Origin of the sequence: Streptomyces sp. NPDC057616, from assembly GCF_042800575.1 — a bacterium.
Taxonomy (GTDB): Bacteria; Actinomycetota; Actinomycetes; order Streptomycetales; family Streptomycetaceae; genus Streptomyces.
The window spans coordinates 58,595-83,109 of record NZ_JBHVGU010000041.1; the positions used below are offsets into that span (position 1 = coordinate 58,595).

The window sequence follows — 24,515 nt, forward strand, 5'->3', positions numbered from 1 at the left end:
CTTGGTTGGGGTTCCCCTCCCCCCCCACGCTTTAGACCCCCGCAGACCCTCCCGCATCCGGTGGGTTCCGACGGAGGCGGTACGGCGGCCGTGCGATGCCACAGGAGGAAGAGACATCTCCCGGCCGCGCCGCCCGCGGGGTGCGGTCAGTGTTCGCGCGGCGCGGGTACGACGCGCTCCACCTCGGGGTGGACCGTGAGCAGTTGGCGCATGGCCGACTCGGCCCCCGCGCCGTCCCCGGTGGCGAGGGCGTCGACGATGCGGCCGTGGTGCCCGAGCGACGTCTCGTTCGGCCGGTCACAGCCGGTGACCGGCCCCCCGGACACCTGGAGGGCGGCCGTCACGATCCCGGAGAGGTGGTCCAGCATCCGGTTGCCCGCGACCTGGATCAGCAGGGAGTGGAACTCGCTGTCGGCACGGGAGAAGGTGATCGCGTCACCCTGCCCCATGGCGTGCCCCATGATCTCCACCATGTCGCCGAGGCGCTGCTGGACGTCCTCGCGCCCGTGCCCCGCGGCGAGGCGGGCGGCGAGCGGCTCGATCGTCCAGCGCAGCTCGCTCAGCTCACGGCGCTGGTCGTCACGCTGCGGGCCGAAGGCGCGCCATTCGATGATGTCCGGGTCCAGGAGGTTCCAGTCGCTGACGGGACGCACGCGCGTGCCGACGTTCGGGCGGGCACTCACCAGGCCCTTGGCCTCCAGAACGCGGAGCGACTCGCGGACGACGGTGCGGGAGACCTCGAAACGCTGGCCGATCTCCTCGGGCACCAGCGGACGGTCGGCGCCCAGGTCACCGGAAACGATCATCTGGCCAAGCTGCTGTACAAGTTGGCCGTGGAGCCCGCGTCCGCGGCTGCCTGCGGCACGTCGGCCCACGCGCCCCAGCTCGGGTTCCGCGCCCTCCCAGGCAGGAGCTCCGACGCGGTCGACCATGGGGGTCTCCGCGTAGGGATAGCGGTCGAGTTCGCCCGGGCCGGCGAGACCGGAGTCTGCGGAGCGGGCGGCGGTCATCATGGTGTGCGCAAGGGTACTCACGGGACTTTTGTCGGCGCTCTCCCCAACTCCCTTGAGGGCTTTGGTGAAAAGCACACGAAAGGGTGATCGCTCACTTCGCCTCAATTGACGCCTTATCGGAAAGAAATGGGCTTACCTCCGGGAGTTGCGCACAGGGTGGGCGGGAAAGCGGAAGGGCGGTCGTCATCGGACCCTGCTGCGCACCGTGGTGAGCAGATATGCGCAGAGCAGAGCGGTGAGGGACAACGTCAGGGCGCCTCCCACAGGTTGGGCGACCACCCGCGCCGCGGCGGACAGATAACGCTCACCGCCGAAAGGCCACTGCACCATGAACACCTCCCGAAGCCTGAACGGAAATCCGGCCGCCGTACGAACGGACGATCCCACCAAGACCTTTTGTACGAGCGGAACGACGGCGACCGGTACGGCGAGCACCGCCGCAAGTCCCGCCGTCGTGGAACGGAATACACCCGCGGCCAAAACGCCCGCCCAAGCACATCCGACGACCAGCCCGAGCCAACTCGCACTCAGCGAAAGCCAGTCCGCGGGAACTTGCGTGAGCTCCCGTCCGTAGACGATGTAGAGCATTTCGGCGTCACAACCCAGCGTGGTGAAGGCCAGCATCAGCGCGGTGGCGGTGGCGACGAGGAGTTTCGCGGCGAGCAGCCCCAGCCGGCGGGGCACGGTGCCGCGGTCCGCCGCCAGCGCGGGGTGGCGGAACTCATCACCGAAGGCCAGCGCACCGAGCAGCCCCGCACCGAGCGCGGCGGGCGGCAGCGGCAGTTCCCGCGGCCACGCGGCCAGCAGCCGCGCCTGCGGGGTGTGCCCGGTCCGGGCCAGGAGGACGGCGGTGAGGACGGACACGACGAGGACGGCTGCCGCGGTGAGGAACCCGGTGCCGATACCGGTGGCGCGCCGGATCTCGTAGCGCAGGGGGCGGAGGGGGGAGGGGGCGGGGCGGGGGGAGATGGGCGGGGGAAGCGAAGACCCGTCGTCGGCCTGAGCCGCGGCAAGCGGTTCGGCATGCTCCCGACGGGACGAGTCGGACGGACGCGTGGAGTGCGCTTCAGCGCTTGCCGGACGGGGCTCATCGACCACAGCCGAGCCGTGCGGCGCCGTGTCGGCAACCCGGTCCACGTCCGCCTGCGGCGTCTCCTCGCGCGCCTGCGGCACGTCGGCCGCGGCTGGTTCGCGGAGGAGGGTGTCCGTCGCACCGGGCCCCATGTCTCCGACCTCGTCGGCGAGTTGATGTACGAGGACGCCGTGCCGGAAGGCCGTCTCGCCGACGTCCGCGCAGCTACTGCCGTACACCGACAGACGGTTGCCACCTTCGCGCACGACTTCGACGGAGCGCTGCGCGCCGCGGGCCTCCTTGGTGAGCAGGGCGGCGAGGCGCGGGGCGTGCGGGCTGCGGACGGCGACGCGGGGGCGCAGCCGGGTGCGGGCGAAGTCACCGGCGTCCTGGTCGGCGACGAGTCTGCCCTGCTCCAGCGTGACGACCTGGTGGGCGCCGCGGGCGGCCTCCTTGGGGTCGGCCGTGGTGAGCAGGACCGTGCCGCCCTGGGCCGCGTGCGCGTGCAGCATGCCGTACAGCCAGCGGGCTTCTCGGGCGGAGAGCCCGTCGGCCGGCTCGTCGAGCACGAGGGTGTGCGGGTCGGGCAGCAGGGCGCAGGCCAGCCCGAGGCGGCGGTCCATGCCGCGCGACAGCGTGCCGAGGCGCTCGTCGCGGAGTGCGCCGAGGCCCACCGCTTCGATGACCTCGTCGGCACGGCGGACGGTGACTCCGGCGGCGGCGCAGAGCAGGCGGAGATGGCCGCGGACGGTGCGGGACGGGTGTCCCGGCACGTCGCCCAGGAGGACGCCGACTTCGCGCGAGGGATGCGCGATGCGGTGCAGGGGGCGGCCCCTGAAGTAGGTGATGCCGCGGCCCTGTTGGAGTTCGAGCATGAGTCTGAGGGCCGTCGTCTTGCCCGCCCCCGGCGCACCGAGCAACGCGGTCACGCGGCCCGAGTGCGCGTCGAAGGAGATGTCGTCGACGGCGCACGGGGACCCCTTGCGGGGCATGCTGGTCAACCCGAAGACCTGGATCACGGCAGCAAGATAGCGCGCTATGTCCTGTTTTATGGGGATCGCGCGCCCACGCGGCAGTCCGTAACGGGACTGCTTGGACGTCCGTCGCCGTTCTCCGCCGAACCCGCGGCGGCCAGTTCGGACTCCGCCGTCACACCTCGGGGCGCAGCATCGGGGGGTTGAGCAGCGTGGCGCCGCCCGCCCGGAACAGCTGCGCCGGGCGTCCACCCTGCCGCGTGGTGGTGCCGCCGGTGGGGACGAGGAAGCCCGGCGTGCCCGTCACCTTGCGGTGAAAGTTGCGCGGGTCGAGGGCCACGCCCCACACCGCCTCGTAGACCCGGCGCAGCTCCCCGACGGTGAACTCGGTGGGGCAGAACGCCGTGGCGAGGGATGAGTACTCGATCTTGGACCGAGCCCGCTCCACGCCATCGGACAGGATCTGGGCGTGGTCGAAGGCGAGGGGTGCCACCGGTTCGCCGTCACGGCCGTAGCCACCCTGCTGCAGCAGCTCCTCGACCTGCGCCCAGCGCGCGTTGCTGGCGTCTCCGCCGGCCCGGGGTGCGGGCAGGTCGGGAGCGAGCGCCAGGTGGGCGACGCTGACGACTCGCATGCGCGGGTCCCGCTTGGGGTCGCCGTAGGTGGCGAGCTGCTCGAGGTGAGCGCCGTTGTCCTGGGCGGGGACGGACGGCTCGTGGGCGCGCAGCCCGGTCTCCTCGGCCAGCTCGCGGGCGGCGGCCTGCGACAGGTCTTCGTCGGCCCGTACGAAGCCGCCGGGGAGCGCCCAGCGCCCCTGGAACGGTGGTTCCCCCCTGCGGACCGCCAACGCGCACAGGGCATGACGGCGCACGGTCAGCACGACCAGGTCCACGGTGACGGCGAAGGGCGGAAATGCTGACGGGTCGTAGGGCATGCGGCGATCATAGTCGTCTGCTTGACGATAAACACTCCCTTCGCCGGTCGCTTCGATGGCTGATCCACAACGGTCCGATATGCGCCTCACCATGCGGTCCGGGCCGTTGTGCGGTGGTCCCTCGGCCGTGGTCACACGCCCAGTTGCAGCCCGTCGGCGGCCTCCTCGACCATGGCGAGGCCGAGTCTGCTGACCCGTACGGAGAAGGGGGCGCCTGCGACGCGAAGTCCCGTCAGGACGATCTCCCCGAGTGGTGCGCTGTGCACGGGGCGCAACGTGACCGTCCCGGCGGGGGCGTCCGGGCGGACGCCCGCGAGCGTGACCGTCAGCAGGACGCCGGCGGCCGCCGCGATGGCGGCGGGGCGGCAGGCCGCCGGGTGCGGGAGAGGCGCGCTGCCGTCGGTGCGCTGCTCCCCCGCGCACATCTCGGGCAGCCGGTACCCGAACGACTCGGCCGCGGCCAGAGCGCCCCTCAGCAGCGAGTTCGCCTCCTTCTCGTAGCCGGCTGCGGCGAGGCCCGCGACGGCGACGGCGGTCTCGTGGACCCGCACGGCTCCGGAGCGATGGCCGAACGGGTTGTATCCGGCTTCCTTCACCGCCAGCCCGCGCAGACCCCAGCCCGAGTCCATGGCGGGGCCGCCGAGCAGCCGCGCCAGCTGCCCGGTCTGCACCTTGCCGAGCAGCCCGGGTGCCAGTTCGCCCCCGCCGAGCAGGCCGGTGTCGAGGAGATGGACGGCAGCCGCACCCAGGTGCGGAACGCGCGTGCCGTCGGGGGCGCGGGCAGCTGCGGGTCTACCGCCGCCCAGGTCGTCGATCCAGAAGTCCTCCCGGAACGCCGTCCGCAGCGCCTGGGCCCACTGCCGCAGCTCGGCAGCGCCTGGTCTGCCGCAGGCGTCGAGCAGGTCGGCACCCAGCACCGCGGCGCGGTGGGCGTGGGCCTGGGTCTCGCAGCGGACGGGCCCGCCGGTTTGCGGGTCGCACAGATAGGTGCCGTCGCCGACGGTCGTCCGCAGCCAGGTCAGACAGCGCTCGGCCGTCGGCAGCAGCTCCTCCGTCTCGGAATCGGGCAGTCCCCAGCGGCGGGCCTCCGCGAGGAGTACGGGGAAGAGCAGGCCGGCTTCCGTGCCGGTGCAGGCTGGTGGGAGGTGGGTGCCCGCGTCCCGTCTCGGGCCGGGGATCATGCCCGACTGCGGTCCTGTGCCCCGGAGTTGGGTGCGGGCGAGGGAACGCAGCGTGCCTGCGGCGAGCCGGGTGCCGAGGGGCAGCACCATTCGGGCTGCGGCCAGGGCGTCGGCGGGGGCAAGGCCGCAGCGCCAAGGGGCTCCCGCCGCGAGATGCATGTCGGTCGGGTTCGTGGGATCGCGCAGCAGCAGGGCGTTCAGGTCCTCGACGCTCGTCCGCAGCAGTGGCTGGAGCCGGGGGTCGTCGCCGGATGCCTGAGCGGCAGCGAGGGGGCTCGTGGCCTTGCGGCCCAGGGACCGGACGGGGCCCGCTCCGTCCGGGCGCACCCGCAACTCCACGCTTCTGCTGCCGCCGGGAGGCAGTTCGAACTCCCAGCGCAGCAACCCCGCGGAAGCCAGCGCGTCCATGGGCGGCGGATCCGCGGTGACCGAGGAGGTTCCGGTGGGGCATGACCAGCGCAGGCCCGAGTCGTAGACGGTGGCGGGCAGTTCGGGCCCTGCCGCGCCGGATGCGATGGCGCCCATCTCGGCCAGGTCCGTGCCGAGGGCGACCTCGACCGGCACACGCAGGGGACGAAGTGCCGCACTGCGCAGTGTGATCCGTTCCGTCCCGTCGGCGTGGCGCATGCGCTCGACGACGATGTCCGGGTCGGGACCCGAGTGGGGAGAGGCACGTAGTGCACCCACGAAGCGGGCACTGTCGGCCGTGGTCATGCGAGCCTGCACGGCGAGCGGTTCGCGTCCGGACACGCGGAGTCTGCAACGGGAGAGCAGGCGTCGGCCCGAACGGTAGAACCCCTCCAGTCCCTGCCCCGTCATCTGTCCCTGGTCCGTCGAGATGGCAAGGGCGGGGAGAGCGACGCAGATCATGGTGGTGTGGGTGGGCGGCAGGTCGACCGGCCGGCGGGGCGGTGCCGACGAGGTCGGGGCCTGCATCGCGGGTGGGGACAGGGGACGGCCCTGGGTCTGAGTTGTCGAGGACGGCAACGGGTGCGGACGCTCCGGTCGCCTCTCGGAGAGTTGGGTCGGGCCCGCCGATCCGGCCGCGCGACCGTCTGGGCGCGAGGGTGTGGCTCCGGGCCCAGATGTGGTCGGGGGCCGGCCCGTCGTTGCGGGAGTGTGTCCCTCCTGGCTGATGCGTGAGAAGGCGCGCGTCGCGTCGGTCGTGAGCCGGGACTCCGGCGGACCGGCGTGGACCGCGTGCGTCGGCGGATCGGTGCCCAAGCCGGGAGCCGGGCCCGGTCGGTCGACCGGGCTGTCGTCGGCGGCGGAAGGCGGAGTCAGCTGGTGCATGGCGTGGCTTCTTCTGCGCTCGGTGCGCCTCGGGCGTGTGCGGCGCCGGGTGGGGGTCCGGACGGACGTGACTGGGTGGCGGCACGGGCATCCGGGTGCTCCGCCACACAGGTGAACGGATGCGGGGACCTTCGGGTCACGCTCACGTCGGGCTGCGCCTGAACTCGATGCGACCCCACCGACCAGCGCTTCCTCGGCTGACGCTCACGCCTCCCCCTCGGTTCCGTCGGTTCCGGCGGGCCGGTTCCCGAGGCCGGTGTGCAGGTTTCCGGGCCGGCTGCCGCGACGGCGCACGGCGCTCTTTCCGGACGTACGCGGGCGCGTGTGCTCCGTCCCTGCGGCGCCGGGGCGGGTGCCGTCTGCCGCGAGCGTCCGCTGACGAGGGATCCTCGCTCCACTCCCCCGCTCTGACTTCGCCGAGCGCGGATGACCGCTCACCGCGCCGCGCTGACGGACTCGGCGTCGCGAGCGAGACGTCGGCCCGGCTGTTCCCGGAGCGGAGTGAGCGTCGGCCGTCTCGACCCCCGACAGCTCTGCAGTCCCCTGCGCCTCGTTCTTGCAGAGGTCTCCGGCCGCGCTGTACAGCGCGTCCTCGCCGAGCTCTTCGTCCGCGCCAACCCGCTGAACTGTCTCCTGCCCTCGGTCGCGGTCCGATCGCTCGGCACGCAGGCAGCGGCGGATCGACTCCGGGTCCAATCCCTCGTTGCAGGCCTGGTGCAGCAGGCGAGCGAACAGGTAGCCCGGATCGGCCCCCAGCGCCATGGCCAACGCCTCGCGGGCCTCCAGGTCGTCGCCCGTCGACCAGGCAACCCAACCGGCCAGCGTCAAAGGCGCCGCCGCGTGCTCGCCGTACGGCCCGACGCACCTGCGAGCCAGTGCTCGCCAGAGCCGGAGTGCCGTGGCCGCCTCATCGCCTTCCATCCATTCGGCCGCCCGGTCTCGGGTCACGCGGTCCTGAAGGCCGAGAATCATGGTCGCGGCCTCGTCGTGTGCGAGCAGTTCGTCATCGCGGAGGTCCGACATGAGCGCGCCGGACACGGGCGCTGCGTCCGCCAGTCGGCGCATGATGCGCGCGGCCAGCTCCAACGTCTCGTCGGCCACGCCCGCGCGACTGACGTCGTCCAGAATCCTGGGAATGAGCGCCATGCTCGCGGCGTCCAGGGCGCTCTCCTGCTCCAGAGCTGCGGCGGTCTCCCAGGGTTGCAGCCTGGCCCGCAGTTCCCGCAGGGTGCCGCGCACCTGGAGGCCGGCGTAGGTGGCAGCGGCCGCGAGGACCGAGGTGCCGGGCAATCCCATGGGGAGGCCTTCGGGTGGGCAACAGGCCTCGTTCACGCAGCAGTACGACCAGAAGCGGCCGTCCGAGATGCACAGCGCCTCGATCACGGGCACGTCGAGGAGACCGCATTCGACGCGAAGTTTCTGGGCCAACGGACGCAATCGCTCCATGACGTCCCGCCCCGACTCGCCCTTCCCCGGCTCCTGGCAGAGGTAGGCGACCATCTGCTCGGGCCGGGCTCCCCTGCGCTCGCTTCCCTTCACCAGGCCCTGCGCCAACTGCCGTGCCACGGAACCCCAGTCGTCCGCGGCTGCCGGAATGCCGAGCCGGGCGCGACCGCCGAACCGGCCTCGTACGTCCTGGTCGTGCAGCGCGGCCAGGACGATGCTGTCCTCGGGGCGGTATCCGAGCAGATACGGCAGCGCGTCGGCCAGTTCGGCCGGGGTGCGGAGCGTCACCTGATGCTGGGCGCCGTGACTGTCGTAGGCGGTGCAGTCGACGTGGCCGGGGTGTACGTCCGAGAGAGCCGCGTTCGGGTCCGGGTGGCCCGGCCGCTCGTCGTTGAAGCGTCGCGAGTTGAAGCACCCCGAGGCCTCGTCGCCGAATTCGTGCCCGTCGTGCTCCGCAGCCTTGCCGTTTTCGGGGGATCCAGTGGTTTCGCTGTGATTCGTCATGCCTTGACGATCTCGCGGATCATGAGACTCCGCTTGACCCTGTGGATAAGTCGGGCCAGGGACACGTCAATTCGAGCTTCGCTCGGGCGGCCCTCCTCACGTCTCTCCCCCCTTCGCGCCCCCGCGCTACCTCCTCGCGCCTCCCACAGCGCCAAGGACCCGCCCCTCACGCAAAGACTCAGCCTGTCGCCGCAAGAACCAACGGAAGCACCTGCCCGCTGCCCGCCCGGCGGAGCAGTCGCCCGGCAACCGCAAGGGTCCACCCGGAGTCGGTGTAGTCGTCCACCAGCAGAACAGGCCCAGGCGAGCCCGCCAGCGCGGCCCTCAGCTCCTCCGACACGGTGAACGCATCAGACAACGCCCGCAGTCGCTGTGCGGAGTTGCTGCGCCGTACCGCATGCGCACCCCCAGGTCCGGTGTACGTCAGGGCACCGAGCAGGGGGAGGCGGCCGACAGTCGCGATCCCCTGGGCGAGCGAGCCCACCAACTGCGGGCGGGTCAGGGACGGCACGGCGACGATCCCCACCGGCCGGGCCATGGCGTCCGCGACGTCCGGCGCCCAACCGCCCGGCGAGCGCGCCCAGTCGGCGAGGACCGCCACCGCGGCCTGCAGCACGTCGGAGGGGACCGGAGCGTCGGGTGCGTTCTCCGCCAGCAGGGGCCGCAGCCGGTTGCCCCAGCCGATGTCCGACAGCCGGCCCAGGGCACGCCCCGTGGAGCACTGCTCCCCGGCCGGGATGCGGCCCTTGAGTTCGACGCCCAGGGCCGGCATGCCCGTCGGCCACATCCGGCGGGGTTCGATCTCGACCCCGGGGCGGTCGAGTTCCTTCGTCGCCGCGGTCAGCGTCTCCGGCGAGACGGAGGAATCGGCCCAGGAGCCCGCGCAGTTGTCGCAGCGGCCGCACGGGCGCGCGCCCTCGTCGTCCAGCTGCCGGCGCAGGAACTCCATCCGGCACCCGGTCGTGCTCACGTAGTCACGCATGGCCTGCTGTTCGGCGCCCCGCTGCCGTGCCACCCAGGCGTAGCGCTCGGTGTCGTAGACCCAGTCCGCGCCCGTGGTCGTCCAGCCGCCCTTCACGCGCCTGACCGCGCCGTCGACGTCGAGCACCTTCAGCATGGTCTCGAGCCGGCTGCGCCGAAGGTCGACCGCTGCCTCCAGTGCGGGCACGGAGAGCGGGCGGCCGGCGTCGGCGAGGGTCGCGAGGGTCTGCCGTACCTGCGTCTCGGGCGGGAACGCCGTGTCGGCGAAGTAGCGCCAGATGGCCTCGTCCTCCTTGCCCGGCAGCAGCAGCACGTCCGCGTGCTCGACGCCGCGGCCGGCGCGGCCCACCTGCTGGTAGTAGGCGATCGGCGAGGACGGTGAGCCGAGATGGAGCACGAAGCCCAGGTCGGGCTTGTCGAATCCCATGCCCAGGGCCGAGGTCGCGACCAGGGCTTTGACCCGGTTGGCGAGCAGGTCGTCCTCGGCCTGGAGCCGGTCGGCGTTCTCCGTGCGCCCGGTGTAGGAGGCCACCGCGAAGCCGCGCTGGCGCAGATACGCGCTGGTCTCCTCCGCGGCTGCCACCGTCAGCGTGTAGATGATCCCGGACCCGGGCAGCTCGTCGAGGTGCTCGGCGAGCCAGGCCAGGCGGTGTGCGGCGTCCGGCAGTTGCACCACGCCCAGCCGCAGGCTCTCCCGGTCCAGGGGGCCGCGCAGCACCAGTGCCTCGCCGGAGCCGGTGCCCAGTTGCTCGGCCACGTCGGCCGTCACGCGCGCGTTGGCGGTCGCGGTCGTGGCCAGCACCGGCACGCCAGGGGCGAGGTCGGCGAGCATCGCCCTCAGCCTGCGGTAGTCCGGGCGGAAGTCGTGGCCCCAGTCGGAGATGCAGTGCGCCTCGTCGACCACGAGGAGGCCGGTCGTGGCGGCGAGCTTGGGCAGCAGCTGGTCGCGGAAGTCCACGGAGTTGAGGCGCTCCGGGCTGACGAGGAGGACGTCGGTCTCGCCGCGCTCCACCTCCTCGTGGATGGTGTCCCACTCCTCCGGGTTGGCCGAGTTGATGGTGCGCGCGCGGATGCCGGCCCGCTCCGCCGCCTCGACCTGGTTGCGCATCAGCGCCAGCAGCGGAGAGACGATCACCGTCGGGCCCGAGCCGCGCCGGCGCAGCAGGGCGGTGGCGACGAAGTACACGGCCGACTTGCCCCAGCCGGTGCGCTGCACCACCAGGGCGCGCCGGTGATCACGTACCAGGGCCTCGACGGCCTGCCACTGGTCCTCCCGCAGGCGCGCGGAACCGCCGGGATCACCCACCAGCTGAGCGAGGATGGTGTCGGCTTCGGTGCGGAGCTCCACTTCGTCCATGCCCCCATGCAACCCGACGGCACTGACAAACAGCCACTTCACCCGCTGTGACGATCGCGTGGCGAACCGTCGCCGGGCCATACGTGCGGGGAATCACGGACTACACGGCCGTGGGAGGGTGGGGCCGGCCCTGTGGATCACGGTCGCCCCAACGACGTACGAACCTGAGGTGAACGGCGGCCTCATGGGTCGTGGCGCAACACTCTGGGTAGGGATATAAACCACACACCTCCCGATTCCGGTCAGTGGCCCCAATTGCTCGTTGCCGCATCCAAGTTCGACCGCAAGAATTGAACTCCGCTCCCCGCACGGTTTCGTCCGTGGGCCCGGTAGGGCTCTGTTTGCGGTGCGCGCTCCCCCGTACAAGACCTCCGCCCGTAGTGCGGGCGTGTAGCCGAAGGGAGGACCGTGACCTTCGGATTCGCTCCGTCCTCGGCGGCCGCGTCGGTATCGGCCGACCTGTCCGCCGCGTCCGCCAACCCCCTCGCCCGCATGCTCGAACCCGCGGAGTGGGCCGCAGCCGGAATCCCTCTGCTGCGCAATCCCCGGGAAGTCGTCAGCGGGCTGCACGCCCGACATCATCCCCGGCCCGCGACCGCCGTCGTGGCCGTGCTCGATCCGGACGAACGGCTGTGCGCGAGCGCCTCGTTCACCCGTCGCGCGGCCGCGGCCGACGGCTGGATGTTCCGCAACACGCTGCTCGCCCAGCTGCGCCGGGTCATCCCGCACGATCTCCGGCGCCGCACACCGGTGCGCACCGCCGTGCTGCTGTACTGCCGCGAGGGCGACGCGCGCTGGACCGAGGAGGACGGCGCCTGGATGTGGGGCCTGCGTGACGCGTGCACGCTGCACGGACTGCGCTGCGGGGCGTACATCACGCTGACGCGGGACGGCTGGCAGGTCCTCGGCGAGGGCCGTGGCGGACGCCGCCCCCACGCGGGGTCGACACCGGAGCCCCTCGGCTCGGCCGAGGCACCGCCCCCGCTGCCGCGGACCGGCGGTGCCGCCTCGGAGGTCCTGCGCCGCGCGGCGGCCCGCTGAGGGCACCGCGGGCGGTCCCGGCACTCCGCTCGGCAGGCACTACCGGCGCTTCCGAGCAGCCGTACGCAGATTCCGCAGCCCGGCGAGCCGTACCGGCACCTCCGAGCCCGGCGGCCCTACCGGCACGTCCGAGAGCCCCGCGCAACCGCCGGCGAACGCACACGTTCGCCGGACCTGCCGGGATCCTCAGGGCGTTCCGAAGCGCCTGCTCGGCGCATGCCGAAGCGTCCTCTGTGCCTGTGTCCGCCACTACGGTGTCCGGGCCGCCACTACGGCGTCCGAGCCGTTCCGGTGTCCTTGCGGACGGGCCGGAAGGGGCTCAGACGCCCGCACCCAGAACCGAGTTGATCTGCTGCGGGTCGCCGCAGACGATCAGCAGGGTGCCGGCCCGGGAGAGGGCCAGCGGCAGCGCGGTGGCGGCGGCCGTGTCGGAACCGCCGTTGACGGCGACCACGACCACGGGACGGGCGGCGGCGCGAGCGGCGGCTTCGGCGTCCATGTAGAAGACGTCGTCACCCGCTTCGTGCTGCGCCCAGTAGGAGGCTTCACCGAAGGACAGCTCGTGGGCGGCCCACGGGTGCTGTTCACCGGTGGTGATCACCAGGACTTCGCCGGGGGCACGTCCCGAGTCCAGAAGCAGGTCCACGGCTTCGTCGGCGGCGTCGAGCGCACCGCCCACCGGAGCCGGAATCAGCTGGATCTGCGGGGTGGCCGAAGCGGCCGGGGCCGTCGGCCCGGGCTTCACCGTGGCCGTGTCACGCGACGAACGCTGCGCCGGCGGCGCGGGCCGGAGCGGCCCGGGACGACCGGGACGCGGCGGAGCCGCAGGACGCGGACCGGGTACAGGACGAGGGGTCGGCGCGGTGCGGCCGGTGGCCGGCGTGGCGCGGGGACCCTGGGCACTCTCGTGAATCTGAGGCTCCTCGGGAATGAGAGGCATGAGCTGATATTTATCAAACGTTGGTGCGGCTCGCGTCGGCGGGTGGCACACGAGTGCGAGCGGAATCGTCAGAAGTCGAAGCCGAGCTGACCCTCGATCTCCGGAACGCTTCCGTCCGCCAAACTGCGGACCTTCTTGAGGTGCCGCCACTGGGGCAGCGCATCAAGATACGCCCACGACAACCGGTGGTACGGGGTGGGCCCCCGCTCCGCCAGTGCGGCCTTGTGGACGGGCGACGGATACCCGGCGTTGTCCGCAAAACCGAAGTCTGCATGGTCGATACCCAGTTCGGCCATCATTTTGTCGCGCTGAACCTTGGCGATCACCGAGGCCGCCGCGACCGCCACGCACGACTGGTCACCCTTGATGACCGTACGGACCCGCCAAGGCGAGCCGAGATAGTCGTGCTTCCCGTCGAGGATCACCGCGTCGGGACGGACGGGCAGGGCCCCGAGGGCGCGCCCTGCCGCCAGACGCAGCGCGGCGGTCATCCCCAGGTCGTCGATCTCCTCCGGAGAGGCGTGCCCCAGCGCGTACGACGTCACCCACGTCTCCAGCTCCACGGCAAGAGCGGTACGCCGCTTGATGGTGAGCAGCTTGGAGTCGGTGAGACCTTCGGGGGGCCGACGCAGACCTGTGACCGCCGCGCAGACGGTGACGGGACCGGCCCAGGCGCCGCGCCCCACCTCGTCGACACCGGCAATGATCTTCGCTCCGGTCGTGGCGCGGAGCGAGCGCTCGACGGTGTGAGTAGGGGGTTCGTACGGCATGGCGCCCCATAGCCTACGCCCCGTGGATCACCCGGCGACACCCCGGTTTGCGTCAGCCTGGCTCCGGCCGTCGTGGCACGCCCTCAGTTGCCGCTCGGCCGCAGCAGCGGAAGCATCAACTGGTCGACCATGTCCTCGAGATCACGATCACCCCATTCACTCCCGCGCATCTTGTTGCGGTACATCATGATGGCCGGGATGGCGTCGAAGACGTAGTCGTTCGCGGCGTCGGAGCGGACCTCGTTCCGCTCTATCCCACGGGTGATGATCTCGCGGAGCAGCTTGAGCACGGGTTCGACGATGCCGTCGAAGATCACGGCATGGAAGCGCTCCGCCTGGACGGGATCGCATTCGTGAATCACGGAGCGAACCGCGAAGCCAGGACGGGAGAACATCGCGTCCCGGGCTCCACGGCACAGCGCGAGCAGATCCTCCCGGACGCTGCCGGTGTCCGGGGCCTGCTCGAGGCGCGGCAGCCCGGCCTGGAGCGCGTCCGCGACGAGATCCTCCTTGGACGGCCAGCGGCGGTAGACCGCCGCCTTTCCGGTCTGGGCGCCGGCGGCGACGCCCTCCATGGTGAGGCCGTTCCAGCCGACCGTACTGAGCTGTTCCAGGGCGGCTTCGAGGATCGCGCGTTCGAGCACGGCGCCGCGCCGACGGAGGGAGGCTGCCTGAGCGGGGGCGGCCGTCCAGCGCGAGGTAACCATCTGAGTGTCTCCAGCTGGCATGAGGAGCGGGCATTTACGGGGATGGGGTGGCGCCACGCGGCGACTTCGGGGGATACGCCACGCGACACACCAATTTAAGTGAACGCTTGCGTTCTCTATCGGGGACTCACTACCTTTGACGAGACAGTGAACGCGAGCGTTCACTACCGTATTCGTGGGGGACCCATAGTGACAACCTCTCAATTGATCAAGGAACAGAAGCCGGGTGCGGCTCGCCGGGAGGGACACCCCGGCATCGCGCTCGCCGTCATCGCGGCCTGCCAACTCATGGTCGTACTCGACGCGACGATTGTGAACATCGCGCTCCCGCACATTCAAAATGCGCTGGATTTCAGCACCACCGACCTCACCTGGGTCGTCAGCGCCTACACACTCACTTTCGGTGGCCTCCTGCTCCTGGGCGGCCGGGCGGGTGACATCCTCGGCCGCCGCCGGGTCTTCATGACCGGCATCCTGTTGTTCACCGTCGCCTCCCTGCTCGGCGGACTCGCCCAGGAACCCTGGCAGTTGCTGGCCGCACGAGTCCTGCAGGGCATGGGTGGCGCGATCGCGTCGCCCACGTCTCTGGCACTCATCACCACGACGTTCCCCGAAGGACCGGAACGGAACCGGGCGTTCGGCGTCTTCGCCGCCGTCTCCGCGGGTGGTGGCGCGATCGGTCTGCTCGCGGGCGGCATGCTCACCGAGTGGCTCGACTGGCGCTGGGTGCTCTTCGTCAACGTGCCGATCGGTGTCCTGATCGCCGTGCTCACGCCGATGTACATCAGCGAGTCGGAACGGCACAGAGGACGCTTCGACATCGCCGGTGCCGCGACCTCGACGGTCGGTATGGCCTCCCTCGTCTACGGGTTCATCCGTGCGGCCGACGAGGGCTGGCGGGACAGCCTGACCCTCGGCTCCTTCGCCGCTGCCGTGGTCCTGCTGGTGGCCTTCGCGCTCATCGAGTCCCGGGCCAAGGAGCCGATCACCCCGCTGCGGATGTTCGCCGACCGCAACCGCTCGGGCACGTACGTGATCATGCTGACTCTCGCCGCCGCGATGTTCGGCATGTTCTTCTACATCGTGCTCTTCGTGCAGAACGTGCTGGGGTACACGCCGATCCAGGCCGGACTGGCCTTCCTGCCGGTGACGGTGGTGATCGCGATCGGCGCGGGTCTGTCGCAGCGGTTCCTGCCCGTGCTCGGCCCCAAGCCGTTCATGGTCACCGGCTCGGCTCTCGCCGTGGTCGGCCTGACCTGGCAGACCTTCATCAGCTCCGACAGCACGTATGTCGGCGGGGTGCTCGGTCCGATGCTGGTGTTCGGCTTCGGCATGGGGCTCAACTTCGTGACGCTGACCGTGACGGCGGTCTCCGGTGTCGCCCAGCACGAGGCCGGCGCGGCCTCCGGGCTGCTCAACGCCATGCAGCAGGTCGGCGGTTCGCTCGGCCTGTCCATCCTGACCACGGTGTTCGGCTCGGCCAGCAAGAACGAGGCGGAGAAGCAACTGCCGAAGTTCCTCACCGGCGGTTCGCCGGAGCAGAAGGCGGAGTTCGCCAAGACGCACAATCTGCCCGGCACTTGGGGGCACGAGGTGCTCGCCCAGGGCATCTCGATGGCCTTCGTCGCCGCCGCTGCCATGGCCGTGCTCGCCCTCGCCACGGCATGGTTCGTGATCCGGGTCCGCAAGAGCGACCTGGAGGCACTCTCGGGCGCGGCAGCCGCGCCGGTCGGCTGATCGGGGCGAAGCGCCCGCACCGAACCGCGGATGGCCGGACCGGGTCCAGGGGACCGATGGCGAGGATGCCGGTCCGGCCATCCGCACTCTCCCCGATGGGCAGAGCGCAGCCAGAATCAGAAGCGCCGCCGACACCACCACGAACTGCATGACCACCCCCGGAACCTCGCGTGACTCCCGCCCGCACCGACCCGTGAAGCACACGGTCGATGCCAGGACAACGGACAGGCGGTCACGCAGAGTTCCCGGCGAACACGGAGAGTCTTCAGGCGTCGTCAGGCAGACGTCCGGACCCAATCCGGCAGGTCTTCGGTCCGCTCCACCCACTCGGCCGGCGGCATCCCGGCCTTGCCCGCCCCGAGCACGCCGCCCACGATGGCGCAGGTCGTGTCCACGTCGCCGCCGACCCGTGCGGTCGTCCAGAAGGCCTGCTCGTAGTCGCCGAGGGACCGTGCGGCCGACCAGAGGGCGAACGGCACGGTGTCATGGGCCGATGTACGCCGTCCGCAGCCCAGTACCGCCGCCACGGTGCCCGCGTCACCGTAGTCGAGCATGTCCCGGGCGCGCCGCAGGCCCGCGCCCACGGCGCTCTTCGGGATGAGGGCGACGACGCCGTCGAGGAGTGCCTCGGGGCTCGGCGGGCCGCCGGAAGCGGCCGCCAGCGCGGTGGCCGCAGCGACCGCCATGGAGCCGACGACGGCCTCGCGGTGCTGGTGCGTGGGGTAGGCGGAGATCTCCGCCTGGTGGGTCGCCTGCTCCGGGTCGTCCGCGTACCAGGCGCCGAGGGGGGCGATCCGCATCGCCGCGCCGTTGCCCCACGACCCCTGTCCTTTGAAGAGCGCGGCGGCCAGCTCGCGCCAGTCGCCGCCCTCCCGGACCAGTCGCAGCAGGCGGTTGACCGCGGGGCCGTACCCGCGGTCGAAGTCGTGGTGGTGGGCGAAGGAGTGCGCCAGGGCGTCCTGGTCGATGCGGCGGTGGGCGGTCAGGACGGCGACCACGGAACAGGCCATCTCCGTGTCGTCCGTCCACTGCCAGGGGCCGGGCGGGAGTTCGCGCCGCTTGAGCAGGGGGAGGTTCGCCGGAACGAAGAACTGCGAACCCAGCGCATCCCCCACCGCGAGTCCACGCAGGCTGGCCAGGGCGCGGTCCAGGCGCCCGTCGGGAGAGGAATCAGGGGTCATCGATTCGCCACTCTATCCGGTGATCCCGTACGGCTCCGGATCCCGCCACCGTTCGAAAGGCCGGTCAAGCGCGTACTTCCCGTCCTCCCCGAGAACGAGCATCCGCATCTCCGCGTTCCCGGGGTTCGACAGCGACTCGAATTCCGCGACCGTCCAGTGGAACCAGCGCATGCAGAACAGCCGCATGGCGAGGCCGTGGGTCACCAGCAGCACGTTCGACGGATGGTCCTGGGCCTCGAAGCTGCGGAACAGGCTCTCCAGGAAGCCGCCCACCCGGTCGTACACGTCGGCTCCGGACTCCCCCTGGGCGAAGCGGTAGAAGAAGTGGCCGTACGCGTCCCGGTAGGCCTTCTGCAGGCGTACGTCGTCGCGGTCCTGCCAGTTGCCCCAGTCCTGCTCCCGCAGCCTGGGCTCCTCGCGCACCCGTATCAGCTCGGGGTCGAGGTGGAAGGCGCGCAGGGTCTCGTGCGTACGGCGGTAGGGCGACACGTACACGCTGACGCGCTCGCGGCCGAAGAAGTCGCGTAGCCGCTTGCCGGTCTCCTCGGCCTGTCGCCATCCGCGCTCGGTCAGTGCCAGTGCGTGATCGGGCTCGCGTTCGTAGACGGTGTCATCAACATTGCCCGTTGACTCTCCGTGCCGGACAAGGACGATGCGCCGTGGTCTTGCCATGCCAAAACCCTAGATCGGGCGACGGCTGATCGAGCACTCGTACGGGCTCCATACGGCGTAGGTCACACATTTCCTGCACCACAGGTCACACCGGAACGCACGAACAACGGGTGGGCGGGTCCAGTTCTCAAACGGTCCAGGTGGGCTCGAGCTCGACGATGTCGCCGGCGAGTGCCGCGACGTCCGCCTCCGTCTGGGCCCGCAGCGCCAGGCGCTCCACACGCTCCACGCGGTACTTGCCGTGCTCGGCGGACGAGCGCCACATCGACAGGACCAGGAACTCATGTCCCGGCGCCTCGCCGAACAGCCCGCGGATCATGCCCGGGGAGCCCGCCATGGCGGGGTTCCACACCTTCTCCTGCATCAGCGTGAAGTGCTCGGCGCGGTCCTCGTGGACCCGGCAGTGGGCGACCCGCACCAGGTCGGCGTCCGTGAAGCGCGGCTCGAAGCCCGTCTTCACGTCGAAGCGGTAGTCGAAGAGCTTGACCTGCGCATCCTTGAAGGTGCCCACCTGGGCCGCCGCCAGGCGGTCGTGGGAGCGGGCCATGAACGAGTCGTAGAAGGCGCGGCTCTCCCAGAAGGCGAAGACGTGCGCCACACCTGTCCGTCCCCGGCTCCAGCCACCGCCCTGCCCCCGAAACCCCGGCTCCCCCAGAAGCCCCGCCCACTTTCGCTGCCCCCGCTCGAAGCCGCGGCGGTCCACCACGGTGCAGCGAATCCACTTGACCAGCACCGCGCCATGGTAAGGCCACGGAGCGTGGCGTCGGTCACGCTCCGGCGGACAGCGCTGCGGCACAGGGCGGTGCATGCGTGGCAGGATGGACAACCGGCCTTGTCCGTCCCGCAGTTCAGGGCGGATGCCGCGCATGAGGGACGGGGAAGGGGAAGTCTGGTGAACGGCCTCAACAAAGCGATCCGCAAGGCCGAAGTCGCACTGAAATGGGACCCGAGTCCGACGGGAGAGCCGCCCACCGATCTCGACATCATCGCCGCCACCTATCTGGCGAGCGATCCGTACGGCCAACCCGTCTACGCGGTGCACTTCGACAGCCGGTCCCCCGACGGCACCATCTACCTCAACCGGGACAGCAAGGACGGCAAGGGCTTCGGCTGGGACGAGGTCATGACCCTCGAACTCGACCGGCTGGACAGCAGGTACGCGCGCGTGGTGGTCGGCGTCATCATCCAGCAGCGTGGGGCGGAGCGGACCTTCGTCGGGGTGCGCAACCCGGGCATGCGGATCCGCGAGGGCTACACGGTCCTGGCGGAGGACGACTTCGGCAGCGTTCTCGGGGCGACCGCGGCCACGATCGGCGAGTTCGTACGCGACGAGTCGGGTGGTTGGCACTTCCGCGCCGGTATCCACGGCTTCGAGGACGACCCGGCGACGTTCACCAGGGTCATGGGGCGGGCGCACCAGTCCTGACCAGCGCGTCAGAGAGAAGGAGGGGCGCCGGCTCTTGGCCGACGCCCCTCCTCTGTCAGGGACTACCTGTCGGACGGGGCGTCACCCCGCCCGCCGTCAGCTGCAGCCGCTCGTCGAGCCGCAGCCCTCGCAGATGTAGCAGGAACCGGCCCGCTGCATCTTCGTACCGCAGGAGAAGCAGAGCGGGGCGTCGGCCTGGATGCCCAGCTGCATCTCGACCAGCTCGGCGCTGGTGTGCGCCTGCTGCGGGGCGGGCTTGGCCGCCTCGCCCTCGGCACGCGGCGTGGCCACTGCCTTCAGCTCCTGGGCGCGCGGCGCCGACTGGGCCAGGCCCTCGACGTCGACCTCGTCGTCGGCCGGCTCGTACGAACCGGTCTCCAGGTGACGCTGGCGCTCGTCGGCGGAGTGGATGCCGAGAGCGGAACGCGTCTCGAAGGGCAGGAAGTCCAGCGCCAGGCGGCGGAAGATGTAGTCGACGATCGACTGCGCCATCCGCACGTCCGGGTCGTCCGTCATGCCGGCCGGCTCGAAGCGCATGTTGGTGAACTTCGACACGTACGTCTCCAGGGGCACGCCGTACTGCAGACCGACGGAGACCGCGATGGAGAAGGCGTCCATCATGCCTGCGAGCGTCGAGCCCTGCTTGGACATCTTCAGGAAGACCTCGCCGAGACCGTCGTCCGGGTAGGAGTTGGCGGTCATGTAGCCCTCGGCGCCGCCGACCGTGAAGGACGTCGTGATGCCGGGACGGCCCTTCGGGAGGCGCTTGCGGACCGGGCGGTACTCGATGACCTTCTCGACCGTCTCGCGGATGGCCGCCTCGGCCTTCTCCGTGATCTCCGTCTTCTCCTTCTCCTTGGTCTTGGCGGAGAGGGGCTGGCCGACCTTGCAGTTGTCGCGGTAGATGGCGAGCGCCTTGACGCCCAGCTTCCAGGCCTCGAAGTAGATCTCCTCGACCTCCTCGACGGTCGCCGACTCCGGCATGTTGACCGTCTTGGAGATGGCGCCGGAGATCCAGGGCTGGATCGCGGCCATCATGCGGACGTGGCCCATCGGGGAGATGGCGCGCTCGCCCATGGCGCAGTCGAAGACCTCGTAGTGCTCGTGCTTGAGGCCGGGAGCGTCGATCACATTGCCGTTGTCGGCGATGTGGGCGACGATCGCCTCGATCTGCTCCTCCTGGTAGCCCAGGCGGCGCAGGGCCTGCGGGACGGTGCCGTTGACGATCTGCATCGAGCCGCCGCCGACCAGCTTCTTGAACTTGACCAGGGCGAGGTCGGGCTCGACACCGGTGGTGTCGCAGGACATCGCGAGACCGATGGTGCCGGTCGGGGCGAGCACGGACGCCTGGGAGTTACGGAAACCGTTCTTCTCGCCGAGGCGCACCACGTCCTGCCAGGCCTCGGTGGCCGCGGCCCACACCGGGGTGTCGAGGTCGTCCATGCGGACGGCCACGCCGTTGGCGTCGGCGTGCTGCTTCATGACGCGGTTGTGGGCGCTCGCGTTGCGCGCGTACCCGTCGTACGGGCCGACGACCGCGGCGAGTTCGGCGGAGCGCTTGTACGCGGTGCCGGTCATCAGGGAGGTGATGGCACCGGCGAGGGCGCGGCCGCCGTCGGAGTCGTAGGCGTGGCCGGTCGCCATCAGCAGGGCGCCGAGGTTGGCGTAGCCGATGCCGAGCTGGCGGAACGCGCGCGTGTTCTCACCGATCTTCTGCGTCGGGAAGTCCGCGAAGCAGATCGAGATGTCCATCGCGGTGATGACGAGCTCGACGACCTTGGCGAAGCGCTCGACGTCGAAGGACTGCTTGCCCTTGCTGTCGTCCTTCAGGAACTTCATCAGGTTCAGCGAGGCGAGGTTGCAGGACGTGTTGTCCAGGTGCATGTACTCGCTGCAGGGGTTCGAGCCGTTGATACGGCCGGACTCCGGGCAGGTGTGCCAGTGGTTGATGACGTCGTCGTACTGGATGCCGGGGTCGGCGCAGGCCCAGGCGGCCTCGGCCATCTTGCGGAACAGGGACTTGGCGTCGACCTCCTCGATGACCTCGCCGGTCATCCGCGCGCGGAGGGCGAACTTGCCGCTCTGCTCGACCGCGTTCATGAACTCGTCGTTCACGCGGACCGAGTTGTTGGCGTTCTGGTACTGGACGGACGTGATGTCGTCGCCGCCCAGGTCCATGTCGAAGCCCGCGTCGCGCAGCGCGCGGATCTTCTCCTCCTCCTTCACCTTGGTCTCGATGAAGCCCTCGATGTCCGGGTGGTCGACGTCGAGGATGACCATCTTGGCGGCGCGGCGGGTGGCACCACCGGACTTGATGGTGCCGGCGGAGGCGTCGGCGCCGCGCATGAAGGAGACCGGACCGGAGGCGTTGCCACCGGAGGAGAGCAGCTCCTTGGAGGAGCGGATGCGGGAGAGGTTCAGGCCGGCGCCGGAACCGCCCTTGAAGATCATGCCCTCTTCCTTGTACCAGTCGAGGATCGACTCCATGGAGTCGTCGACGGACAGGATGAAGCAGGCGGAGACCTGCTGGGGCTGCGGAGTCCCGACGTTGAACCAGACGGGGCTGTTGAAGCTGAAGATCTGGTGCAGGAGGGCGTAGGCCAGCTCATGCTCGAAGATCTCGGCATCGGCGGGCGAGGCGAAGTACTTGTTGTCCTCGCCGGACTTCCGGTAGGTCTTCACGATGCGGTCGATCAGCTGCCTGAGGCTGGTCTCGCGCTGCGGGGTGCCGACGGCGCCCCGGAAGTACTTGCTGGTGACGATGTTGACCGCGTTCACCGACCAGAAGTCGGGGAACTCGACGCCGCGCTGCTCGAAGTTGACCGAGCCGTCGCGCCAGTTGGTCATGACGACGTCACGGCTCTCCCAGGCCACCTCGTCGTACGGGTGCACGCCGGGGGTGGTGTGGATGCGCTCGATACGCAGTCCCTTGGCCGCCTTGCTGCCCTTGGCTCGGGAACTCCGTGCCGGACCGCTCGCCGTCTCTGTCATGCCGCCTCCCTGTAGGGGCTAAAACGCCCTGAAGTGCCCCGTTGTTCCCGTGGCACGGTGTTGTGACTGGTGTTGCGGGCAGCTCGCGCTGCCCTCCGCAACAGGTCTTCGGTCGCCGCCTCGCGGCCGGTTCCGGGGCCTCGGCCCGGTGCCGGCCGCCCGTCAGTCGGCGGCGTGGGCGGGCTCGGGGACTTCTACAGTCCCTCCGCGCCCGCGATCGTCTTCCTGGCTCCCTGCGACGGCGTCCTCGCGGTCTTCGTCGTCCGCGGCGGCGGGTCGCGCCCCCTCCCTGAGTTCCGCGATGGCCGCCTCGAAGTCGTCGAGCGAGTCGAACGCCCGGTAGACGGAGGCGAATCGCAGATACGCGACGAGGTCGAGCTCCTGCAACGGGCCGAGTATGGCCAGCCCCACGTCGTGGGTGGTCAGCTCGGCGCTTCCCGTGGCCCGCACCGCCTCCTCGACCCGCTGGCCGAGCTGGGCGAGTGCGTCCTCGGTGACAGGCCGTCCCTGGCATGCCTTGCGCACGCCGTTGATGACCTTGGTACGACTGAACGGCTCGGTGACCCCGGACCGCTTGACCACCATGAGCGAACACGTCTCCACGGTCGTGAAACGACGGGAGCAGTCCGGACACTGGCGGCGCCTGCGGATCGACGTGCCGTCGTCGGTCGTACGACTGTCGACGACGCGGCTGTCGGGGTGCCTGCAGAAGGGGCAGTGCATAACTCCCAACCCTCCTCACAGCAGACTCAATAGCCTCGCCGGGCCTCACGAGCCCCTCGAAGCAGCCCTAAGCATAGGCGATCTCTCGGAGTCCGAAGACCCGGGGGAACACAACTTCTGGGCTGCTGATGAAATCCAACCACTAGATGTGGTGTTGGGCCAGCCATACACGCCACGCGCGCGTGTCGCGCTCGGATTGGCATGTGCCACGCGCCCGCGGCGGCACACCGGATCCGCAGGTGCACGGGCGTACCGTTACGGCACATGCGGAGATACCGTGGGCGCCGCAGGGAGAGGACGTGGGGCTCCCGCAGAGATGGGAGTCTGCCTCCTGTTGACGGAATGCCGGGTGGCAGACTGGGCAGGAACCCACGAGGTCAGTATCCCGGCGGTGAAGAGTACAACAATGGGCCCTTTTGCCCGCCAGGTGCCGCGTTAGCTATACACCCAGACACATGATCAAGTCAGGCCGTCCGCGGTTTTTCACTCGAACGTGTGTTTGGCGCAACCTTTCGAAACCAACTACCGTTGTCCAGCAGGGAGACCATCGAGAGGGGCCGACGTGACCACCACCGCAGACAGTGCCACCATCACTGCCCAGGACCGCTCCCAGGGCCGACTCGAGCCGGTGCATGCGATGAACGAAGCCGTGAACCCTGAGGGGCACAAGCGCTCCCTGCCGGGCCGACCTCCAGGCATCAGGGCGGACAGTTCCGGGCTCACCGACCGGCAGCGCCGGGTGATCGAGGTCATCAGGGACTCCGTGCAGCGGCGCGGCTACCCGCCGTCGATGCGGGAGATCGGCCAGGCGGTCGGCCTGTCCAGCACCTCCTCGGTCGCACACCAGCTGATGGCACTGGAGCGGAAGGGCTTCCTGCGGCGCGACCCGCACCGCCCGCGCGCATACGAGGTCCGCGGTTCCGACCAGGGCACCTCGGTACAGCCCACCGACACCGCCGGCAAGCCTGCCGCGTCGTACGTCCCGCTCGTCGGCCGCATCGCCGCCGGTGGCCCGATCCTGGCCGAGGAGTCCGTCGAGGACGTCTTCCCTCTCCCCCGCCAACTGGTCGGTGACGGCGAACTGTTCGTCCTGAAGGTCGTCGGCGACTCCATGATCGAGGCCGCGATCTGCGACGGCGACTGGGTCACGGTCCGCCGCCAGCCCGTCGCCGAGAACGGCGACATCGTCGCGGCCATGCTCGACGGCGAAGCCACCGTCAAGCGCTTCAAGCGCGAGGACGGCCACGTCTGGCTGCTCCCGCACAACGCCGCGTACGAGCCGATCCCCGGCGACGACGCGACCATCCTCGGCAAGGTGGTGGCAGTGCTGCGCCGTGTATGACGGCTGCGGCGGGCGGCGCCTACGGGCCGCCCTCTGATCCGGGCCCCGGGACCCCTGCGCCGGTTCCGGGGCCCTGTGCTGTCCGGAGCCACCGGGGTGCGTGAAGGACCCGCCCCGGTGGCTGCCTACCTGTGACCAGGGGTTGGCCTGGTGGGGGGGCGGGTCGAGCTAACCCCCGGTCACTACTCCCCGGTCACTCCTCCTCTGCCTTCTCCACGGCCTGCTCCCCT

The 24,515-nt window shown here is 70.5% G+C and carries 18 protein-coding genes; 4 read left to right on the forward strand and 14 right to left on the reverse strand.

Annotation, left to right across the window (positions count from 1 at the left end; genetic code table 11):
• Nucleotides 1-146 precede the first annotated feature (146 nt).
• The 6 genes from ACFU97_RS37640 to ACFU97_RS37665 form a co-directional block, all read right to left on the reverse strand.
• A complete protein-coding gene (locus ACFU97_RS37640; protein WP_384265482.1) occupies nt 147-1,034 on the reverse strand; it encodes a FadR/GntR family transcriptional regulator in 888 nt (295 codons plus the stop codon).
• A 162-nt stretch (nt 1,035-1,196) separates the two neighbouring features.
• Nucleotides 1,197-3,104, reverse strand: a complete 1,908-nt coding sequence (locus tag ACFU97_RS37645) for an ATP-binding cassette domain-containing protein (RefSeq protein ID WP_384265484.1) — start codon at nt 3,102-3,104, stop codon at nt 1,197-1,199.
• Nucleotides 3,105-3,234: 130 nt separating this feature from the next.
• A complete protein-coding gene (locus tag ACFU97_RS37650; protein WP_384265486.1) occupies nt 3,235-3,993 on the reverse strand; it encodes an NUDIX domain-containing protein in 759 nt (252 codons plus the stop codon).
• Between the two features lie 131 nt (nt 3,994-4,124).
• Entirely contained in the window at nt 4,125-6,044 is a 1,920-nt protein-coding gene (locus ACFU97_RS37655) for a glycogen debranching N-terminal domain-containing protein (RefSeq protein ID WP_384265522.1), read from the reverse strand.
• Between the two features lie 627 nt (nt 6,045-6,671).
• Nucleotides 6,672-8,417 carry a DUF4192 domain-containing protein gene (locus tag ACFU97_RS37660; RefSeq protein WP_384265488.1) on the reverse strand — a complete coding sequence of 582 codons (1,746 nt, stop codon included), beginning with the start codon at nt 8,415-8,417 and terminating at the stop codon, nt 6,672-6,674.
• A 178-nt stretch (nt 8,418-8,595) separates the two neighbouring features.
• Nucleotides 8,596-10,755, reverse strand: a complete 2,160-nt coding sequence (locus tag ACFU97_RS37665) for a RecQ family ATP-dependent DNA helicase (RefSeq protein ID WP_384265490.1) — start codon at nt 10,753-10,755, stop codon at nt 8,596-8,598.
• A gap of 408 nt (nt 10,756-11,163) precedes the next feature.
• On the opposite strand from ACFU97_RS37665, the gene ACFU97_RS37670 reads away from it, so the two are divergent.
• The gene (locus ACFU97_RS37670; protein WP_384265493.1) at nt 11,164-11,796 is read left to right on the forward strand and encodes a hypothetical protein; all 633 of its coding nucleotides are present in this window, start codon (nt 11,164-11,166) and stop codon (nt 11,794-11,796) included.
• Between the two features lie 319 nt (nt 11,797-12,115).
• Here ACFU97_RS37670 and ACFU97_RS37675 read toward each other — a convergent pair whose 3' ends face one another.
• The 3 genes from ACFU97_RS37675 to ACFU97_RS37685 all read right to left on the reverse strand — a co-directional run bounded on the left by ACFU97_RS37675 (nt 12,116) and on the right by ACFU97_RS37685 (nt 14,213).
• Nucleotides 12,116-12,736, reverse strand: coding sequence for a hypothetical protein (locus ACFU97_RS37675; protein WP_384265495.1), 621 nt, complete (start codon nt 12,734-12,736; stop codon nt 12,116-12,118).
• A 68-nt stretch (nt 12,737-12,804) separates the two neighbouring features.
• Nucleotides 12,805-13,506: a ribonuclease HII gene (locus ACFU97_RS37680; protein ID WP_384265497.1), complete on the reverse strand. Its 702-nt coding sequence runs from the start codon at nt 13,504-13,506 to the stop codon at nt 12,805-12,807.
• An 83-nt stretch (nt 13,507-13,589) separates the two neighbouring features.
• Nucleotides 13,590-14,213 (reverse strand): TetR/AcrR family transcriptional regulator, encoded by a 624-nt coding sequence (locus tag ACFU97_RS37685; RefSeq protein ID WP_384265500.1) that lies wholly within the window; start codon nt 14,211-14,213, stop codon nt 13,590-13,592.
• Nucleotides 14,214-14,402: 189 nt separating this feature from the next.
• On the opposite strand from ACFU97_RS37685, the gene ACFU97_RS37690 reads away from it, so the two are divergent.
• Nucleotides 14,403-15,950, forward strand: coding sequence for an MFS transporter (locus tag ACFU97_RS37690; protein WP_384265502.1), 1,548 nt, complete (start codon nt 14,403-14,405; stop codon nt 15,948-15,950).
• Nucleotides 15,951-16,225: 275 nt separating this feature from the next.
• On the opposite strand, the gene ACFU97_RS37695 is transcribed toward ACFU97_RS37690, so the two are convergent.
• The 3 genes from ACFU97_RS37695 to ACFU97_RS37705 form a co-directional block, all read right to left on the reverse strand.
• Entirely contained in the window at nt 16,226-17,131 is a 906-nt protein-coding gene (locus ACFU97_RS37695; protein ID WP_384265504.1) for an ADP-ribosylglycohydrolase family protein, read from the reverse strand.
• 12 nt (nt 17,132-17,143) lie between these two features.
• Nucleotides 17,144-17,803, reverse strand: coding sequence for a histidine phosphatase family protein (locus ACFU97_RS37700; RefSeq protein WP_384265507.1), 660 nt, complete (start codon nt 17,801-17,803; stop codon nt 17,144-17,146).
• A 127-nt stretch (nt 17,804-17,930) separates the two neighbouring features.
• Nucleotides 17,931-18,536, reverse strand: a complete 606-nt coding sequence (locus tag ACFU97_RS37705; RefSeq protein ID WP_384265509.1) for a YdbC family protein — start codon at nt 18,534-18,536, stop codon at nt 17,931-17,933.
• Nucleotides 18,537-18,695: 159 nt separating this feature from the next.
• On the opposite strand from ACFU97_RS37705, the gene ACFU97_RS37710 reads away from it, so the two are divergent.
• Nucleotides 18,696-19,229 (forward strand): TerD family protein, encoded by a 534-nt coding sequence (locus ACFU97_RS37710; RefSeq protein WP_384265511.1) that lies wholly within the window; start codon nt 18,696-18,698, stop codon nt 19,227-19,229.
• A 96-nt stretch (nt 19,230-19,325) separates the two neighbouring features.
• On the opposite strand, the gene ACFU97_RS37715 is transcribed toward ACFU97_RS37710, so the two are convergent.
• Both ACFU97_RS37715 and nrdR read right to left on the reverse strand, forming a co-directional pair.
• Nucleotides 19,326-22,220 carry a vitamin B12-dependent ribonucleotide reductase gene (locus ACFU97_RS37715; protein WP_384265513.1) on the reverse strand — a complete coding sequence of 965 codons (2,895 nt, stop codon included), beginning with the start codon at nt 22,218-22,220 and terminating at the stop codon, nt 19,326-19,328.
• Between the two features lie 162 nt (nt 22,221-22,382).
• Entirely contained in the window at nt 22,383-22,943 is a 561-nt protein-coding gene (gene nrdR, locus ACFU97_RS37720; RefSeq protein WP_384265515.1) for a transcriptional regulator NrdR, read from the reverse strand.
• 562 nt (nt 22,944-23,505) lie between these two features.
• On the opposite strand from nrdR, the gene lexA reads away from it, so the two are divergent.
• Nucleotides 23,506-24,285, forward strand: a complete 780-nt coding sequence (lexA, locus tag ACFU97_RS37725; RefSeq protein WP_384265518.1) for a transcriptional repressor LexA — start codon at nt 23,506-23,508, stop codon at nt 24,283-24,285.
• Nucleotides 24,286-24,515: the final 230 nt, after the last annotated feature.

Bases quoted from the DNA above. Each gene is read 5' to 3' on its own strand.
- ACFU97_RS37685 (WP_384265500.1), bottom strand. From the start codon at position 14,213: ATGGTTACCTCGCGCTGGACGGCCGCCCCCGCTCAGGCAGCCTCCCTC.
- ACFU97_RS37675 (WP_384265495.1), bottom strand. From the start codon at position 12,736: ATGCCTCTCATTCCCGAGGAGCCTCAGATTCACGAGAGTGCCCAGGGT.
- ACFU97_RS37665 (WP_384265490.1), bottom strand. From the start codon at position 10,755: ATGGACGAAGTGGAGCTCCGCACCGAAGCCGACACCATCCTCGCTCAG.
- ACFU97_RS37650 (WP_384265486.1), bottom strand. From the start codon at position 3,993: ATGCCCTACGACCCGTCAGCATTTCCGCCCTTCGCCGTCACCGTGGAC.
- ACFU97_RS37700 (WP_384265507.1), bottom strand. From the start codon at position 17,803: ATGGCAAGACCACGGCGCATCGTCCTTGTCCGGCACGGAGAGTCAACG.
- ACFU97_RS37680 (WP_384265497.1), bottom strand. From the start codon at position 13,506: ATGCCGTACGAACCCCCTACTCACACCGTCGAGCGCTCGCTCCGCGCC.
- ACFU97_RS37655 (WP_384265522.1), bottom strand. From the start codon at position 6,044: ATGATCTGCGTCGCTCTCCCCGCCCTTGCCATCTCGACGGACCAGGGA.
- ACFU97_RS37695 (WP_384265504.1), bottom strand. From the start codon at position 17,131: ATGACCCCTGATTCCTCTCCCGACGGGCGCCTGGACCGCGCCCTGGCC.
- ACFU97_RS37660 (WP_384265488.1), bottom strand. From the start codon at position 8,417: ATGACGAATCACAGCGAAACCACTGGATCCCCCGAAAACGGCAAGGCT.
- nrdR (WP_384265515.1), bottom strand. From the start codon at position 22,943: ATGCACTGCCCCTTCTGCAGGCACCCCGACAGCCGCGTCGTCGACAGT.
- ACFU97_RS37715 (WP_384265513.1), bottom strand. From the start codon at position 22,220: ATGACAGAGACGGCGAGCGGTCCGGCACGGAGTTCCCGAGCCAAGGGC.